Raw genomic sequence first — 15,415 nt, 5'->3', positions numbered from 1 at the left:
TATACAATTAAAAATTGGCTACTACGGCTATACCGCAATGTCGATCCGGTTACGGCCACTTTGCTTGGCACGGTACAACGCACTGTCTGAGCGCGACAGCAGTTTATCGTGCTGTGCTTCACCGGCAAAACCGGCAATGCCCATACTGACGGTAATATGCAAATCAGCGGCAAGAGTACTGCAATCTGTTTGCATTATCGCCAGCCGGATCCGTTCACAAATATCCTTTGCAGCATGTACAGAGGTATTGGGTAGTAACACGGCAAACTCTTCGCCGCCCCAGCGTGCTACGGTATCGTCTTCACGGCAATGGCGGCAAATAGTATCAGCGACTAACTTCAGCACTTCATCGCCAATGCTGTGGCTAAAAGTATCATTCACCAGTTTAAAGTGATCAATATCCAGCAACACCAGACACAGCGGCAATTGAGTGCGCCTGGCTCTGGCGCACTCGCGCGCCAGCGACTCATCAAAAGCCCTGCGGTTAGCCAAACCGGTTAGGGCATCCAACCTGGCCTGCAAAGCAAACTCCTGTGCCTGGCGCTTTATTTGCTCCAGCAATTCGGAGCGCTCTTTATCAACGGCGCGCAAATGGTCAGTTTGTTGTTGTAGTTCAACGGTCTTCTCTGCCACCTGCCAGCGCAGCAGCTGTTCACGCCGGCGCAAGGTGTTAAGACGCCAGCGCAGCAGAATGCCGGCGAATAACAAGCCGGCCCCGGCAAAAATCAGCCAGAAACCGGGCCGTTGCCAAAAATAGGGGGCAATAACAAAACTAAAGTTGGCTTGTTGCGCACTCCATTCGCCCTGCGGATAAGATGCCCGCACGCTGAATTGATATTGTCCGGGTGGCAGGTTGGTGTATTCAGCGCTGTTATTACTGCCGCGTTCAACCCAATCAGCGTCAAAGCCGTGTAGTTTGGTGCGGTACTGAATGCGTTGCGGCATAATATAACCCAAACCGGCGAACTGCAGCTCTAAGCGATTGGCGCCGGCAGCTAACCGCAGCCCTTGCTGCAACGCCACGGTTACGCCGTTTACTTTCAGCGCCTCTATTACCACCGGCGGTATATTGGCGGCAAAACGCTTTAATGCCGTGGGTTGTACCGTACTGGCACCCTTGGATGTGGCAAACCAAAGGCTGCCATCTGCAGCCATTGCCGCGGCCGGCATCGAACCACCGTTGGCCTGGGCACTTTGCATACCATCGCCTTCACCAAACAGTTGATAATCCAGCGAGCTGCGTTTGGCGGCCAGTATCTCGCTAAGCTGGCTGCGTTCAAAGCGCAAAATACCGCGGTTGCTGCTCAGCCACAGGTTGTGTTGCCGATCTACCACTGCCTGAAACACCTTATCAAGCGGCAAACCGACATTACGCCCCAACATTTGCAGGCTGCCGTTGCTGAGATCATAGGCTACCAAACCGCGATCTGTGGCCATCCACAATATCTCCGTCAGGGGATCAGGCGTAAAACCAAAGGCGTATTCAGCGCCGTCCAACGCCGGCAGATCCAATACCGAAATCTTGCCGTCAGGGTGACGTATGGCCACACCACCACCGGTGCCGATAAACAGCCGGCCATCTTTGTGCAGATACAATGCCATCACAAAAGGCGCCGGCAAGCCCTCTGCTGTCGCGAAGTTTTGTATATCGCCTTGTGCAGAGAGGTAGTTCAGCCCCTGACCGCTACCGAACCACAAGCCACCGCCGGCGTCCGGTAAAATGGCGCGAATTTCGTTCGCCAATAAGCCTGAAGTTCTGTCGTATTGGCGCACCACGCGGCCATCGCGCCACTGCAACGCACCATCAGAATAAGTGCCGACCCAAACAGAGCCGTCTGCCGCTTCTGCCAGGCTCAGCACCGATTGGCCACGGCTGGCCTCTGCCAGATTAATATGCTCAATGCCTGTGGCTGAGTAGCGGCTGATCCCCTGGCTGGTGCCTATCCAGACGGAACCATCAGAGTGCGGCATCACAGCGCGCACATAGTCACCCACCAGGCCATTTTCAGCTGTATAGGTAACAAAAGGTGCATCCCGCAAGCGGAATAAACCACCGTTAGTGCCAACCCAAACACTGTTTTCCCGGTCAAGGTATAACGATAAAATGCGGTTGTTCGGCAAACCACCGGCCATACTCAGTGTTTCCAGCCCCAACTCGCTGTAACGCAACAAACCGCGATCTGTAGTGCCAATCCACACTTGTTTGTCCTGGATCAGTAAGGTTGATACCGGCATATCCGCCAAACCGGCAGCAAACAGCTCTACTGTGCCCTGTCGCCAAATATACAGACCGCGCTCAGTGCCAATTAACACACTGTCACCATACTGTTTAAGCACAAACACCGGCACTGCCGGTAAGCCGCGGACCGGCATAAACCGGGCCTGTGCCGCCGCGGTATCCAGCCACATTAAACCCCGGCCGGAGCCAATCCATAAGCGGTCATGGCTGTCTGTCAACACGCTGTGGATCACGTCGCTGGCTAAACCATCAGCAACTCTGTACTGCGTTCTGCGCCCATCCGCAGTTTGCTGAAACAGCCCCTGGCCTTCAGTGCCCAGCCACAAACTGTCATTGCTGCTTTGTGTAACAGCATTGATCAACACATCAAACGCCGGCCAACTGTACCAGCCGTCGGCCGAGCGACGGCTTAAACCGCCACGGGAGCCGGCCAGCAGCAAATTGCCGTTGCGGTCTTTAGTCAGGGTACGGATGCCGGAGTCCGGCAGGCCGGTCAGCTCGCCACGGCCGAACATGTCAAATTCACGGCCGTTAAAGCGCGTAGCACCTTCCCAGGTGGCTATCCATAAATAGCCATCAGTGGTTTGATTAATACTGTTGATGGTGTTGTGCGGCAAACCGTCGCGGGTGGTCCAGTTTTCCTGGAAATAATCAGCTAAGCGAGCCGGTGCGGCGACGCTGCTATAAACGAAGAAAATATTGCCGCAAATCGCAGCCAATAGCAGCAACAATCGCTGCTGCCGTAAAGCAAATTGTATCGTTCGGGCCATTACCTTAGCCACGGCGGTTACTTCTGACATCTCAGCGCACCCCTGGTCCTTCAGCATTTGCTAATGCAAATTTTTTCCTGCAGCTTACCGTAATTCACGGCAACCGCCAATCAGACTATAAACGAAAGTGCGTGACATTTGATACCAACAGGCGGGAATAATCACGCCCGCCTAAAGCGGGCGTTTGGCTTTATTAAGCAACTTGTGGTCTGACACCAAGCAAGTGGCAAATCGCATAGCTCAGCTCGCTGCGGTTAAGCGTATAAAAATGGAAATGATCGACGCCTTCACGGCTTAATACTTTTACCATTTCCATGGCAATATTTGCGGCCACCAGATTACGCGTAGTGGCATCGTTATCCAGACCGTCATAGGCTTTATGCATCCAATGTGGTACAGCTACGTTAGTCAGGTCAGCGAACTTCTTCAGTTGCTGGAAATTGGTTACCGGTAAAATGCCGGGAACAATATCAACATCAATGCCAATGGCGGCACAGCGGTCGCGATAACGCAGAAATTTTTCAATATCAAAGAAAAACTGCGTAATAGCACGCGATGCACCGGCGTCCACTTTACGTTTTAAGTTCAGTAAATCAAACTGGGCATTAGGTGCTTCCGGGTGTACCTCCGGATAAGCTGCCACTGAGATATCAAAATCAGCGACAGAACGCAGTATTTCAACTAAATCTGCGGCGTATAAATCCGGCTTTGACGTACTGCCAGGCGGTAAATCACCGCGCAATGCCACTATATGGCGAATACCGTTCTGCCAGTAATCTTCGGCAATGGCAATTAAATCGTCCTTAGTGGCATCAACACAGGTTAAATGCGGCGCGGCAACTAAGCCGGTGCGCTGTTTAATCGACTTGATAATATCGTGCGTGCGGTCACGCTCGCCGGAGTTAGCACCGTAGGTAACAGAGACAAAAGACGGCGCCAACGGCGCCAGCCGTTCAATCGACTGCCACAGTGTTTGTTCCATCTGCGGCGTTTTTGGCGGAAAAAACTCAAAACTGACGTTAACCTTGCCTGCAACATCCTGCAGGTTGCGATTTATTGCTTCTAAGTATTGTGCATTTGCAAATGCCATAACGACTCTCTTTCTGTTACGTCAGTGGCGCCGGCGTTGCGGCCGGACCAATAAATTGATTAATCAGTTGCGCCAAATCTGCATGAAGGCCGCCGGCCGTGACCACCTTACCGGCGCCGGGGCCTTTTAACACCAGCGGGTTACTGTCATACCACGCAGATTGGATCGCAAAAACATTGTCACAAGGCGCTATAGCGGCCAGCGCATGTTGTGGCGATACGGCCTCAAGTGCCACTTTGGCCACCGGTTTACTGTGCTGCATGGCTAAGCTGGCAACATAACGCAGCACCTTGCCTTCAGCCTGAGCTTTGGCAAACAATGCTGCTATAGCGCTGTCCAACTGCGCACGTTGTGGCCAGAATTCCTGCCAACTGCCCTGCTCCAGCCCGGCGGGTAACAGAGGTTGCAAGGCAATATCGTCCAGCTCCAGCGCAATGCCCAGTTCCCGCGCCAGCACCAGTAGTTTGCGCTGTACGTCCTTACCGGATAAATCATCACGCGGGTCCGGCTCGGTTAACCCGGCTTGCTGCGCTTCGAGCACAAAATCTGAAAACGGTTTGCTGCCATCATACTTACATAATAACCACGACAGGGTGCCGGAAAAAATACCGCTGACTTCAGTGATCCTATCACCGGCGTTCAATAATTCCTGCAAGGTGCGCTGCACCGGAATACCGGCGCCGCAGGTGGTGTTACTCAGCCATTGCCGCTGATGCTGTACCAAGGCGTGCTTGATCTGCCGGTACTCAACACCAGGCAAGGTTACGCCTTGCTTATTGGCGCTGATAATATCGCAGCCGGCCGCAATTAACGCCGGATATAACTGTGCGAAGTCGCGGCTGGGGGTAATATCCACCAGCACTTTGGGCGCCGGCAACGCCTGTAAATAAGCGCTTAATTGCTCTGCGTGCCAGCTATCGCCGGCGGCCAGGGCTGTTTGCCAGTCAGTAATGGCTATGCTGTCCTTCAGCGCAGCACGGCGTGAGTTCAACACCCCGGCTAAATTCAGTTTAAGTTTAGTGGCACAGCGTTGCTGCTGCGCTGCCAGCATGGCGAGAAACTCAGCGCCAACATTACCGGTACCGGCGACAACGATCTGTAACTCCGGCTGCACCATTGGCTGTACCAGCGGCGCAGGCTGAATTAAATACTGATGCAGTTGCTCCAGCGCCTGTGCCGGCAGCGGCTTCGCCAATAACCAAATCAGCTGCTGTGCGCTTTCGTAGCGGTGCAGTACGCCGCGCTGCTGCAACAATTGTTCTGCCGGCTCAGTATGCGCAGAACTTTCTGCCTTTAACCAAGCCAGCGCATAGTAACGCTGCGTATCCCACACCGCATGAATATTTAATCCGGCCAGGTAGTCCAGCGCCTGCTCAGCGCATACGGCCGGCAATAACCAACACAAATTGTCGCCTTGCTGCGGCAGCGCAATCACCGGCTGTTGCAATTCCAACGCCAGCTGTGCTGCGCTGACAGCGATATCCTGATGCAGCGTCAGCAAGGTAACGTTATCCAGCTCGGTAATAAAACCCTGCTCAGCACTTTTCTGCTGAGCATTTTCCTGTTGAGTACTATCTTGCTGTACCACACGACAACCGGCGTGTTCCGGCTGATAGCTGCTGCGCACCCGCAACGCCGTTGCCGTGCCGGTTAATGGAGACAAGGTGCGGGCATGCAGCACCGGGTTACCCAGCTGTGCTAACTGACAAGCCTGCTGCCAGCTTACCTGCCGGTACGGCAACGCTGTCTTTACCTTGCGCGGGTCGGCGCTGTAAATGGCTTTTACATCGGTCCAGATAGTGACGTCGGCAGCGCTGAGCAGCGCGCCTAATAAAGTAGCAGAATAGTCACTGCCGTTACGGCCCAGCGTAATGCTGCGGCCTTTTTCATCGCGGGCAATATAGCCGGTAACCACATGCACGGTATCAGGCTGCGTCAGCTCTGCCAGCAATGTGGTCGATTGCAGCCAGTCCGGCTGATGCTGTTTTAAGCGCAGAAAATCGCGCGCATCCAGCGCAGCGGCGTTAAGCCCACGTTGTTTCAGCACTTCACTTAATAACAAGGCCGATAAGCGCTCACCAATTGCCAGTACATCATTTGGCTGCTGTTGTACCAGCGCATCCGGTACAGCGGCCAGCCATTGCAGCAATTGTCCGGTGACCGCTGCAGCGGCATCTGCTGCTAATGTCTGCGTAACCAAAGCACTCAGCTGAGTTTGCAATGCCGCTAAGGCGGCGTCGCGCGCTGTGGTATTCTCTGCGGCGGCAATAATGGCCAGCAAGGCATCAGTAGTACCACCCGGAGCCGATACCACTACCCACAGTGCCTGCTGCCGGTTTTGCTGCAGCAGAATATCGGCCACTGCGGCAAAACGCTCTGCACTGGCTAAGCTGCTGCCGCCAAATTTATGGACCTGCGCTGCCGCGCTGTGTTGTGCTTTTACTTGAACGTGCATAATTAATTACCAAAAAGCGCTAAATGCCGGATTTAACCGAAACTGCTGTTGTTGTTCAGGCTCTTGCTTTACAGCACCACCGGCCTTGCCGGTGCTATCGGCCTGCTGGCTGGCCTGTGCCACCGCATTAAAGGCCTGCTGTAAATCTGCCAGTAAATCATCGCTGTTCTCAATACCTACTGACAAACGGATTAACGTCGGGCCTATACCGGCGGTTTGCTGCGCTTGCGCATCCATAGAGGCATGCGTCATGCTGCCCGGATGGCAAATCAGGCTTTCAATACCACCAAGCGACTGCGCCAGCGTAAATAAACGCAGTGCAGAGAAAAATACCGGTAACAAAGCTGCATCGGCGGCCAAGTCAAAACTGCACATGGCACCAAAGCCGCTTTGCTGCGCGGCAGCAATAGCGTGGCCCGGATGCTGGGGTAAGCCCGGGTAATATACTTTTGCCACCAGCGGTTGCTGTGCTAAAAACGCGACTACCCGCGCGGCATTGTCTTGCTGCAGACGAATACGCGGCTCCAGCGTACGCAAGCCCCGTAGCGTCATATAACTATCAAAGGGCGCGCCGGTAATACCAAGGCAGTTGGCCCACCATTTTAACTCGTCACCCAGCTGTTGGCTGTTGCACACCAACACACCACCAACAATATCGCTGTGGCCATTAATGTATTTGGTGGTGGAATGCACCACTATATCGGCGCCCAGCGCCAGCGGTTGCTGCAGTACCGGTGATAAAAAGGTATTATCTACCACCACCAGCGCCCGCAGTTTCTTCGCCAGCAGGCATACTGCACGCACATCGGTAATTTGCAATAACGGGTTAGACGGCGTTTCCAGCCAGATCATTTTTGGCCTGGCTGCGCTGATTTTCTCTGCCCAGCCCGGTTGCTGGAAATTTACCACTAACAACTTAAAGGCTTTTTTGCGCTGGGCTAAGTTGGTGAATAAGCGGTAGCTGCCGCCATAACAGTCATGCGGGATCACTAAGGTATCGTCCGGTGTTAATAATTGCAGCGCCAACAAGCATGCTGACATGCCGGTACTGGTGACAATAGCCTTAACACCACCTTCCAGCTCGGCCAGGGTTTCGGCTAATAAATCCCGTGTTGGGTTGTTTGAGCGTGAGTAATCATACTGGCCCGGTTGCTTAAAGGCGGTTAATTCGTAGGTTGAGGTTAAATACAACGGTGGTGTAACCGCTGAAAAAGCCGTGTCCTGGGCAATACCGGCTCGGGCAGCGATAGTTGCGGCATGACGCTTTGACATGATGAAACCTCATTTAGATGTTTAGACGTCTAAAAGTATAATGATAGAAAAACAGATGTCAAACCATTTAGCCGTCTATAATGATTATTTGTTGCACACTATTTGACTGAGCGGCATAACACGATAGAATTTCGCCACTTGCGCAAGCAATACAACATAATGACTAATACAAGGTAACCATATGGCTAAGTGGAATGGGGAATATATTCACCCGTACGCGGAACACGGTAAAAAATCAGAGCTGGTAAAAAAAATCACCGTATCTATTCCGCTGAATGTTTTAAAGGTGCTGACTGACGAACGCACCCGGCGCCAGGTAAACAACCTGCGACATGCAACTAACAGCGAATTATTGTGTGAAGCGTTTTTGCATGCGTTTACCGGCCAGCCACTGCCTGCCGATGAAGACTTACGTAAAGACAACCCGCACCAAATTCCGGCCGAAGTGCGCCAGATCCTCACCAGCATGGGCAAGCCTATTCCTGTGATCATCGAAGCAGACAGCGACGAAGAATAAAACTTCGCTACTGCAGACATAAAAAAACCGCCAACCGGCGGTTTTTTTAGCACTTTAAAACGGTGACTCAGGCTTAGCTCATAGCCGCCTGCAGCTTTTTCATCGCATTCTTTTCTAACTGACGTACACGCTCAGCAGATACGCTGTAACGATCAGCCAGCTCTTGCAGTGTCAGCTTGTTATGGTCCAACCAACGGGCCCGCACAATGTCCTGGCTACGGTCGTCCAGGGTGCGCATGGCCGCTTGTAACCGGTCTACGGCAGCATTGTCCCACTGATCTTCTTCTACACGGTGGGCTAAATCAGAGGCTTTATCCTGCAGATAATAAGCCGGCGCCGTATAAGCCGCTTCGTCGTCATCGTCCGGTGCATCAAACGGCATATCGTAGTTACTCATACGTGATTCCATCTCACGCACTTCATGCTCCGCAACACCCAACGACTCTGCTACGTTTTTCACTTCTTCCTGGTTAAACCAGCCTAAGTGTTTCTTCGCTTTACGCAGGTTAAAGAACAATTTACGTTGCGCTTTGGTAGTGGCAATTTTTACGATGCGCCAGTTTTTCAGCACATACTCATGAATTTCGGCTTTAATCCAGTGCACAGCAAAAGATACCAGGCGCACACCTACATTAGGGTCAAACCGCTTTACCGCCTTCATCAGGCCGATATTGCCTTCCTGAATTAAATCGCTGACCGGTAAACCGTAGCCGGAATAACTGCGGGCTATGTGCACCACAAAACGCAGGTGCGACATAATTAATTGCCGTGCCGCTTCTAAATCACCGTGTTGGTGTAAGCGTTCAGCCAGGCTGCGCTCTTGTTCAGCGCTAAGCATGGCGATGGAACTGACAGCATGAGTGTAAGCTTCCAGACTACTGCTGGCCGCTACCGGTAGTGACATCATTTCTGCTGTATCGCTCATTTGAGTGTCCTTGCTTAACTAAGTGCATCGATATTAGCACTCTTTGACAGAGAGTGCTAATTTTAGTTGCTGCAGTTTTTAGATCTGCTTATTCTAAAAACTGAGGATTAATAATTAAACGCTATTAAGGGCCGGTTGGTTCAATGGCGCTGATATGCCGCCGTACCGACAGGTAAGAACCGCTTAAACCCAGCACTACGGCCAGTAACATTAAGCTGAAAAACTCACTGACGCTAAGCGCCATTAAGCGAAACTCGCTACCGTATAACGAGGTAACACTGACAATGGCGCCCTGTAGCCACCACAACATGGCCTCAACAATCAAAAACGCCAGCAAGCCGCCAAACACGCCATACCAAATACCGCTGTATAAAAACGGCCGCTGAATAAAGGCGTCGGTGGCGCCTACCAGCTTCATTACTTCAATTTCATCTTTCTTGTTCATTATCGACAAGCGGATAGTATTGCCGATGATCAGCAGCACAGCCCCCAGCAGCAAGATTGCTATTACCAGCACGGCCTGGCGCAATAAGCTGACAATAGCATCCAACCGGGTCAGCCAATCAATATCCAGCTTGCCGAATTCCACGATGCGCTCTTTTGATAGCCGCTCCAGCAATTGCCGCGCGCTGTCGGCCGCGGTATTTTTCGGTAGTACCAACAACACATCCGGCAGCGGGTTATCCGTTAAATAGTTCAATGCGGCACCAAAGCCTGACACCTGGCCAAACTCTTCCAACGCTTGTTGCTTGCTGATATGGCTTACCCGCGCTACGGCATTATCTGCCTGCAGAATTTTATGCAAGCTGCTGATTTGCGTTGCGCTGGCGTCTGCTTTAATAAACAGGCTAATCTCCGCCGCCTGGGTAAAGCTGTCACTAACCTGCTGCACATTCTTTACCAGCAGGTGTAAGGTGGCCGGCAGTGTCAGGCTCACACCTAATACGCCAATAGTCAGAATTGATGCCGACGGTGTACGCCACAGCTCACCAAGGCTGAATAAGGCCTGGCGCACATGATTAACCCAAAACATTATAAAGCGGCGGCCGGGGCTGATTTTATGCGCTGAGGCGCCGCTGGTTACCCGGCCGGAAAACAAAATACTCATAGCGGGTCCTCCTGATACTGCAGCAGGCCGTCGTTAATCATCTTGCCTTGTTTTAACGTTAACGTGCGGTACTTCATCCGTGCCACCAGGCCCAGATCGTGCGTTGCTACCAATACCGACACGCCCACCTGATTAAAGGCTTCAAACACCCGCATAATATCTTTGGATAAATCCGGGTCAAGGTTACCGGTCGGCTCATCGGCCAACAACAGCGGCGGCTTGTTGACAACAGCACGCGCTATACCCACCCGCTGTTGCTCACCACCGGATAAGGTGTGTGGCAGGCAACGTACTTTGTCCAGCAAGCCCACTTTATCCAGCGCGGCATGCACCCGCTTGACCATATCTTTACCGCTGAAGCCTTCAATTACCAGCGGCAACGCCACATTGTCAAATACGGTGTGGTTCATCAGCAAACGGTGGTTCTGGAAAATAATACCCACGTCGCGGCGCACATAAGGGATATGGTTACGCCGGATCCGGCTTAAATCGACATCATTAATCAGCACGCGGCCGACACTGGGACGTTCAATCAGGCTGATCAGTTTTAACAGGGTACTTTTACCGGCGCCGGAATGGCCGGTTAAAAACGCCATTTCACCTTTTTCCAGTTTAAAGCTGACGCGATCCAGCGCAACAAAGCCGCCGGGGTAACTTTTACTGACCTGATCAAACTCGAGCATAGTTAAAGGTCCCGGTTAAACAGCGCGCGGATAAAATCCTGACTGTTAAACACGCGTAAATCGTCGATACCTTCGCCAACACCAATGTAGCGCAGCGGTACTTTAAATTGATCAGCAATGGCAAAAATAACCCCGCCCTTCGCGGTACCATCCAGCTTGGTTAAGCTGATCCCGGTCAGTTGCACTGCTTCATTAAACACCTTAGCCTGATTCAGCGCATTTTGGCCGGTACCGGCGTCCAGTGTCAGCATCACTTCATGCGGTGCAGTCGGGTCTATTTTCTGCAGTACACGGACAATTTTTTTCAGCTCTTCCATCAGATGGGCTTTGTTCTGCAAACGCCCGGCAGTATCGGCAATTAATACATCTGCCTTACGCGCTTTGGCAGCCTGATAGGCATCAAATATAACCGAGGCACTGTCGGCACCGGTATGCTGGGCAATAACCGGAATGTGGTTACGCTCACCCCAGACCTGCAATTGCTCTACAGCGGCAGCGCGGAAGGTATCGCCGGCGGCCAGCATTACAGATTTACCCTGTTGCTTAAACTGCTGCGCCATCTTACCGATAGTGGTGGTTTTACCTACACCGTTTACACCGACCATCAAAATGACAAAAGGCCCGCTAGCCGTTACCGGTTGCAGCGGCTGCTCAACATCTTTTAGCAACGTTGCCATATCCTGCTGTAATTTTTCAAACAGCAGGCCGGAGTCTTTCAGTGATTTACGATCGGCATGTTGCTCCAACTGACGGATCAGCTTTTGCGTGGTATCTACGCCAACATCTGCCAGTAACAACTGGGTTTCCAGCTCTTCGTACAGCTCATCATCTATTTTGCGGCCACTGAATAAGCCCGCCAGGCCAGAGCCTAAATTTTGGCTGGTTTTTGCCAGGCCCTGCTTTAAACGGGAGAAAAAACCGGGTTTCTTTGTTGTGTCAGTGTTGTCGGCCGCTGCAGCAGGTGCAGCTTCAACCACAGCCTCAGTATTGATAGCCGGCGCAGTATTAACCGGCGCTGCCGTTGCAGTGTCTGCGCTATCGTCGCTTTGTGTAACAACGCCTGGCTCCGGCTGCTCTGCAGCGGTGTCGGCGGCGCTGTCATCTTTACCAAAGCCAAGCCAGGAAAACAGTTTATTTTTTTTGCTCATAAGCCCAAGTGTATGCAGATAAAAACTAAGGTAAACTTGGCCGTTATACTAACACCTTTGTGTTAAAGGCAAAACGGATTAGATGAAACAAGCAAAAAGCAATGTAAAACGCCAGGGCGTTAACAGCAAACGCCTGCCGGCTGTCAGTGGTGCGCCAGGTGAGGTGCGGGTAATTAGCGGTAAATGGCGCGGTCGCAAACTGGCGGTATTAAATGCTGAGGGTTTACGCCCCACCACAGACCGCGTAAAAGAAACCCTGTTTAACTGGTTAATGCATGATATTAACGGCGCTGTAGTGCTGGATTGCTTTGCCGGTAGCGGCAGTTTGGCCATAGAGGCGCTGTCTCGCTATGCTGCCGGTGCCACCCTGGTGGAGCGCGACAGCGCTTTGGCCAGGCATCTTAAACAGAATTTGCAAAAGCTCAGCTGCGACAGCGCCACGGTAGTTAATCAGGACTGCCTGAGCCTGCTGTCGGCCCCGGCTACACAACAATACAGCCTGGTGTTTATTGATCCGCCGTTTCGCAAAGGCCTTGCCATACCTTGCTGTCAGGCATTGCAGCAACAGGGCTGGCTAACGGATAACGCGTTAATTTATCTGGAAACCGAGAAAGAACTGGCGCTGACAGAGATACCGGCCGGCTGGCGTTTGTTAAAAGAAAATATTGCCGGCCAGCTGGCTTACCGGCTTTATCAGCGCGGCTAATATGTACCAGCCAGTACCGCGCCGGGCAGGTTATTCTGCGCCGTCGAGTTCCATGCCCAGATTGGTCAGGCCCTGCTGTTTTACCCAGTTTTGCAGCAGTTGCCGTTCTTCACGGCCAAACTGTTTAATCGCCGCCACTAACTCAATCAGTTCGGCCAGGCAGTCCATTTCGTATTGCATCAACGGATGTTCACGGACAATTTTTTTCAACTCAGCTTCAGTAGTAATATCATCGTCGATGCTGTCATGCTCAATTAAGCGCGCCACGGTGGCCTGAGAGATTTTCGCTACATTAATAAATTCGCCGGCGTCCTGCTGGGCAATGCCGCTTAGCATCATATCCAGTGCAGTGGCACAATCTACCGCCGGGTAAACGCCAAAAATATCAAAGTCACTGACTTGGGGCGTAATAAGCTCCAGCTCTTCCGACAACTTTTCGAAATTAATTTTGGCTTTTTTAACCGTTAGCCACTCCCACACCAGGGTTAAAATATGCCGCGGTAGTTCCGCATCGCCGGTTTGGCTAACTTCGGCAAACAACTGATAGTTAGGTAGCATACGTTCGAGCAAGGTGGCAGCAACTGCGGCCTGCTGATAGAAAGTCAACTCGCGCATGGCTTGGAAATTATTGGCTTTTTGTTTCATCTTTGTCCTGAAGACATGACCAGCACATATCGAAACTCTGATAGTTCAGTTCGCCGCAGCTGCATAGCCACTGCGCCGGCTCATGTTGTAGTTGTTGTAAATAGCGGCTGATTATACGTTGTGCGGTGGCAAATTGCTGCTGTGGAACCCAAAGTTGTACACCGACGTCGTTCAGAGGCAGCTCACCGGCAGCGCCGGCCAGATACTCGCCGCTTAGCCTTACGGTTACTGCCGCTTGTTGCAACAAGCCCTGCACCAGCCCGGCTTCAAAAGTGTTTGCCGCCTGGTACAGCCGCAGCCACTGCTGCACATCCGCCGGGTGCAGCAGCTCCACGTTAGCCGGTAACCTGCAGTTGTTTTTGCGCGTATTCAAACTTCAGTTTGAATTCCATCATCCGCTCTTCCAGCGCCTGTACTTGTGCCTGATGCGTTTCCTGTTGCTGCTGCAACTCGGTACGCAGGGTACGGATCAGCTCACGGCTATTGTCGGCTTCTTGTTGTTGTTTTTGCTCTGCGGCAAACTGGCGGTTTTGTGCATGTTCCAGTTGAGCTTCCAGTTTCTGGCTTTTTTGCTGTGTCTGCTGATGTTGCTCAGTTAAATTCACATAATCGGCCTGCAATTTGGTTAGATCAGAGCCCAGATCACCACTTTGCTGCTGTACAGCTGCCAGTTGTTGTTGAGATTCACTAACCTGCTGCTGCGCTTCGGCTAATTGCTGCTGCAACTGCTGTTGCTGCGCACTCAGCTGTTCGGCGTGCTCTGCTGCCTCTTGCTGTAATTGCTGAATTTTTTGTTGCTGCAATTCCTGCGTTTTTTTCCGGTCCTGCACTTCCTGCTGCAACCTGGCTATAGCCTGCAGCTTATCCTGCTGAGAATGCTCCAGCTCTGTGAAGTGCTCACGCTCGGCGGCAAAATCATCAGCCTGGGCGGCCAGTTGCTGCTGCAGCTGCTCCAGTTGTTGCTGATACTGCGCTTGCAAATCATTGATCTGCTGCAGTTGTTTCTGTTGTTGTTCGGTCGCCAGCTTTAATTCGGTTTTGCTTTGCTGCACTGCCAGTTTCAGTTCATGCGCGGCGGCTTTTGCCTGCTGCGTATCGGCTTCGGTGCTGGCCAATTGTTGTTGCAACTGGCTGATTTGATGTTCAGCCTGCTTCAGTTTTTGCTCTGCTGCGCCGTTGTCGGTACCGGCTTGCTGCAAACCGGCTAACTGCTGTTGCAACATTTCTAACTGCTGATGCTGCGCATCATACTGTTGCTGCGCCGCTGCATATTCTTGCTGTACCGCAGTGAACTTCGCCGTTGTTGTTGCCAACTCGTCGGTCAGTAACTGATGCTGCTGGCGTAACTTAGACAGCTCCTGGTTATCGGCGCTGGCCACCGGCACAGCCAAATCCAGTTGTTGCTTGGTTTGCTGCCAATCTTTAAACAACTTTTGGTAAGCTTGTTCCTGTTCAATTAAACGTTGCTGCCATTGCTGCTGGCTATCGGCCAACACTTTGGCAGCAAACTGCTGTAGCTGTTGCTGTTGGGTAGTTAACAGCTGGCTGGAAAAATCGACCAAACTGGCTTCCAGCTGTTGTTGTGCCGCTTGGGTTAATTCGGCAATAACTTGCTGCTCGTTTTTATTATTGTTCTTTTTCACTGCATTCATTATCAGCTCTCGCTTTACTCCGGCAGCGCTTGCGCTCAAAGGGCTGCAACCGCTACAACGTCAACAGATTAGTTAGTCCGGCTCACACATTATCACGTATTTACGCCATGACATACTATGCCGGTATTTAGTGTAATATGACTTGCCACTGATAGCTAACGCTATTGAAACTCCGCCATTTAATTTCTCATTACAGGAACTTAAA

At 52.0% G+C, this 15,415-nt stretch carries 13 protein-coding genes; 2 read left to right on the top strand and 11 right to left on the bottom strand.

What is annotated here, in order from left to right; genetic code table 11:
• Nucleotides 1–27 precede the first annotated feature (27 nt).
• From ACTZWV_RS03830 to metB, 4 genes are all read right to left on the bottom strand, one after another.
• Nucleotides 28–3,039 carry a diguanylate cyclase gene (locus ACTZWV_RS03830; protein WP_444785263.1) on the bottom strand — a complete coding sequence of 1,004 codons (3,012 nt, stop codon included), beginning with the start codon at nt 3,037–3,039 and terminating at the stop codon, nt 28–30.
• Between the two features lie 163 nt (nt 3,040–3,202).
• Nucleotides 3,203–4,099, bottom strand: a complete 897-nt coding sequence (metF, locus tag ACTZWV_RS03825) for a methylenetetrahydrofolate reductase (RefSeq protein WP_444785262.1) — start codon at nt 4,097–4,099, stop codon at nt 3,203–3,205.
• 16 nt (nt 4,100–4,115) lie between these two features.
• Nucleotides 4,116–6,554 (bottom strand): bifunctional aspartate kinase/homoserine dehydrogenase II, encoded by a 2,439-nt coding sequence (gene metL, locus ACTZWV_RS03820; RefSeq protein WP_444785261.1) that lies wholly within the window; start codon nt 6,552–6,554, stop codon nt 4,116–4,118.
• Between the two features lie 6 nt (nt 6,555–6,560).
• A complete protein-coding gene (metB, locus tag ACTZWV_RS03815; RefSeq protein ID WP_444785260.1) occupies nt 6,561–7,826 on the bottom strand; it encodes a cystathionine gamma-synthase in 1,266 nt (421 codons plus the stop codon).
• A 181-nt stretch (nt 7,827–8,007) separates the two neighbouring features.
• Here metB and metJ point away from each other — a divergent pair, with 181 nt between their 5' ends.
• The gene (gene metJ, locus ACTZWV_RS03810) at nt 8,008–8,343 is read left to right on the top strand and encodes a met regulon transcriptional regulator MetJ (protein ID WP_008217699.1); all 336 of its coding nucleotides are present in this window, start codon (nt 8,008–8,010) and stop codon (nt 8,341–8,343) included.
• A 73-nt stretch (nt 8,344–8,416) separates the two neighbouring features.
• On the opposite strand, the gene rpoH is transcribed toward metJ, so the two are convergent.
• From rpoH to ftsY, 4 genes are all read right to left on the bottom strand, one after another.
• Nucleotides 8,417–9,268: an RNA polymerase sigma factor RpoH gene (rpoH, locus tag ACTZWV_RS03805; RefSeq protein WP_305552431.1), complete on the bottom strand. Its 852-nt coding sequence runs from the start codon at nt 9,266–9,268 to the stop codon at nt 8,417–8,419.
• 124 nt (nt 9,269–9,392) lie between these two features.
• A complete protein-coding gene (ftsX, locus tag ACTZWV_RS03800; protein ID WP_444785259.1) occupies nt 9,393–10,376 on the bottom strand; it encodes a permease-like cell division protein FtsX in 984 nt (327 codons plus the stop codon).
• Nucleotides 10,373–11,059: a cell division ATP-binding protein FtsE gene (gene ftsE, locus ACTZWV_RS03795; RefSeq protein WP_173499388.1), complete on the bottom strand. Its 687-nt coding sequence runs from the start codon at nt 11,057–11,059 to the stop codon at nt 10,373–10,375. The genes ftsX and ftsE overlap by 4 nt, the downstream gene beginning before the upstream one ends.
• 2 nt (nt 11,060–11,061) lie before the next feature.
• Nucleotides 11,062–12,207, bottom strand: coding sequence for a signal recognition particle-docking protein FtsY (ftsY, locus tag ACTZWV_RS03790; protein WP_444785258.1), 1,146 nt, complete (start codon nt 12,205–12,207; stop codon nt 11,062–11,064).
• Between the two features lie 82 nt (nt 12,208–12,289).
• On the opposite strand from ftsY, the gene rsmD reads away from it, so the two are divergent.
• Nucleotides 12,290–12,913: a 16S rRNA (guanine(966)-N(2))-methyltransferase RsmD gene (gene rsmD, locus ACTZWV_RS03785; RefSeq protein WP_444785257.1), complete on the top strand. Its 624-nt coding sequence runs from the start codon at nt 12,290–12,292 to the stop codon at nt 12,911–12,913.
• 30 nt (nt 12,914–12,943) lie between these two features.
• Here rsmD and ACTZWV_RS03780 read toward each other — a convergent pair whose 3' ends face one another.
• From ACTZWV_RS03780 to ACTZWV_RS03770, 3 genes are read right to left on the bottom strand one after another with little or no spacing between them, the layout of a single operon-like run.
• A complete protein-coding gene (locus ACTZWV_RS03780; protein ID WP_444785256.1) occupies nt 12,944–13,558 on the bottom strand; it encodes a YjaG family protein in 615 nt (204 codons plus the stop codon).
• Nucleotides 13,539–13,892, bottom strand: coding sequence for a putative signal transducing protein (locus ACTZWV_RS03775; protein ID WP_444785255.1), 354 nt, complete (start codon nt 13,890–13,892; stop codon nt 13,539–13,541). Before ACTZWV_RS03775 ends, ACTZWV_RS03780 begins: the two co-directional genes overlap by 20 nt.
• A 1-nt stretch (nt 13,893) precedes the next feature.
• A complete protein-coding gene (locus tag ACTZWV_RS03770) occupies nt 13,894–15,210 on the bottom strand; it encodes a hypothetical protein (RefSeq protein ID WP_444785254.1) in 1,317 nt (438 codons plus the stop codon).
• Nucleotides 15,211–15,415: the final 205 nt, after the last annotated feature.

It is taken from the genome of Rheinheimera sp. NSM (assembly GCF_052380015.1).
GTDB lineage: Bacteria > Pseudomonadota > Gammaproteobacteria > Enterobacterales > Alteromonadaceae > Alishewanella.
The sequence above is the reverse complement of the archived record's forward strand: the minus strand, read 5'-3'. Positions and strand labels throughout refer to the sequence as shown.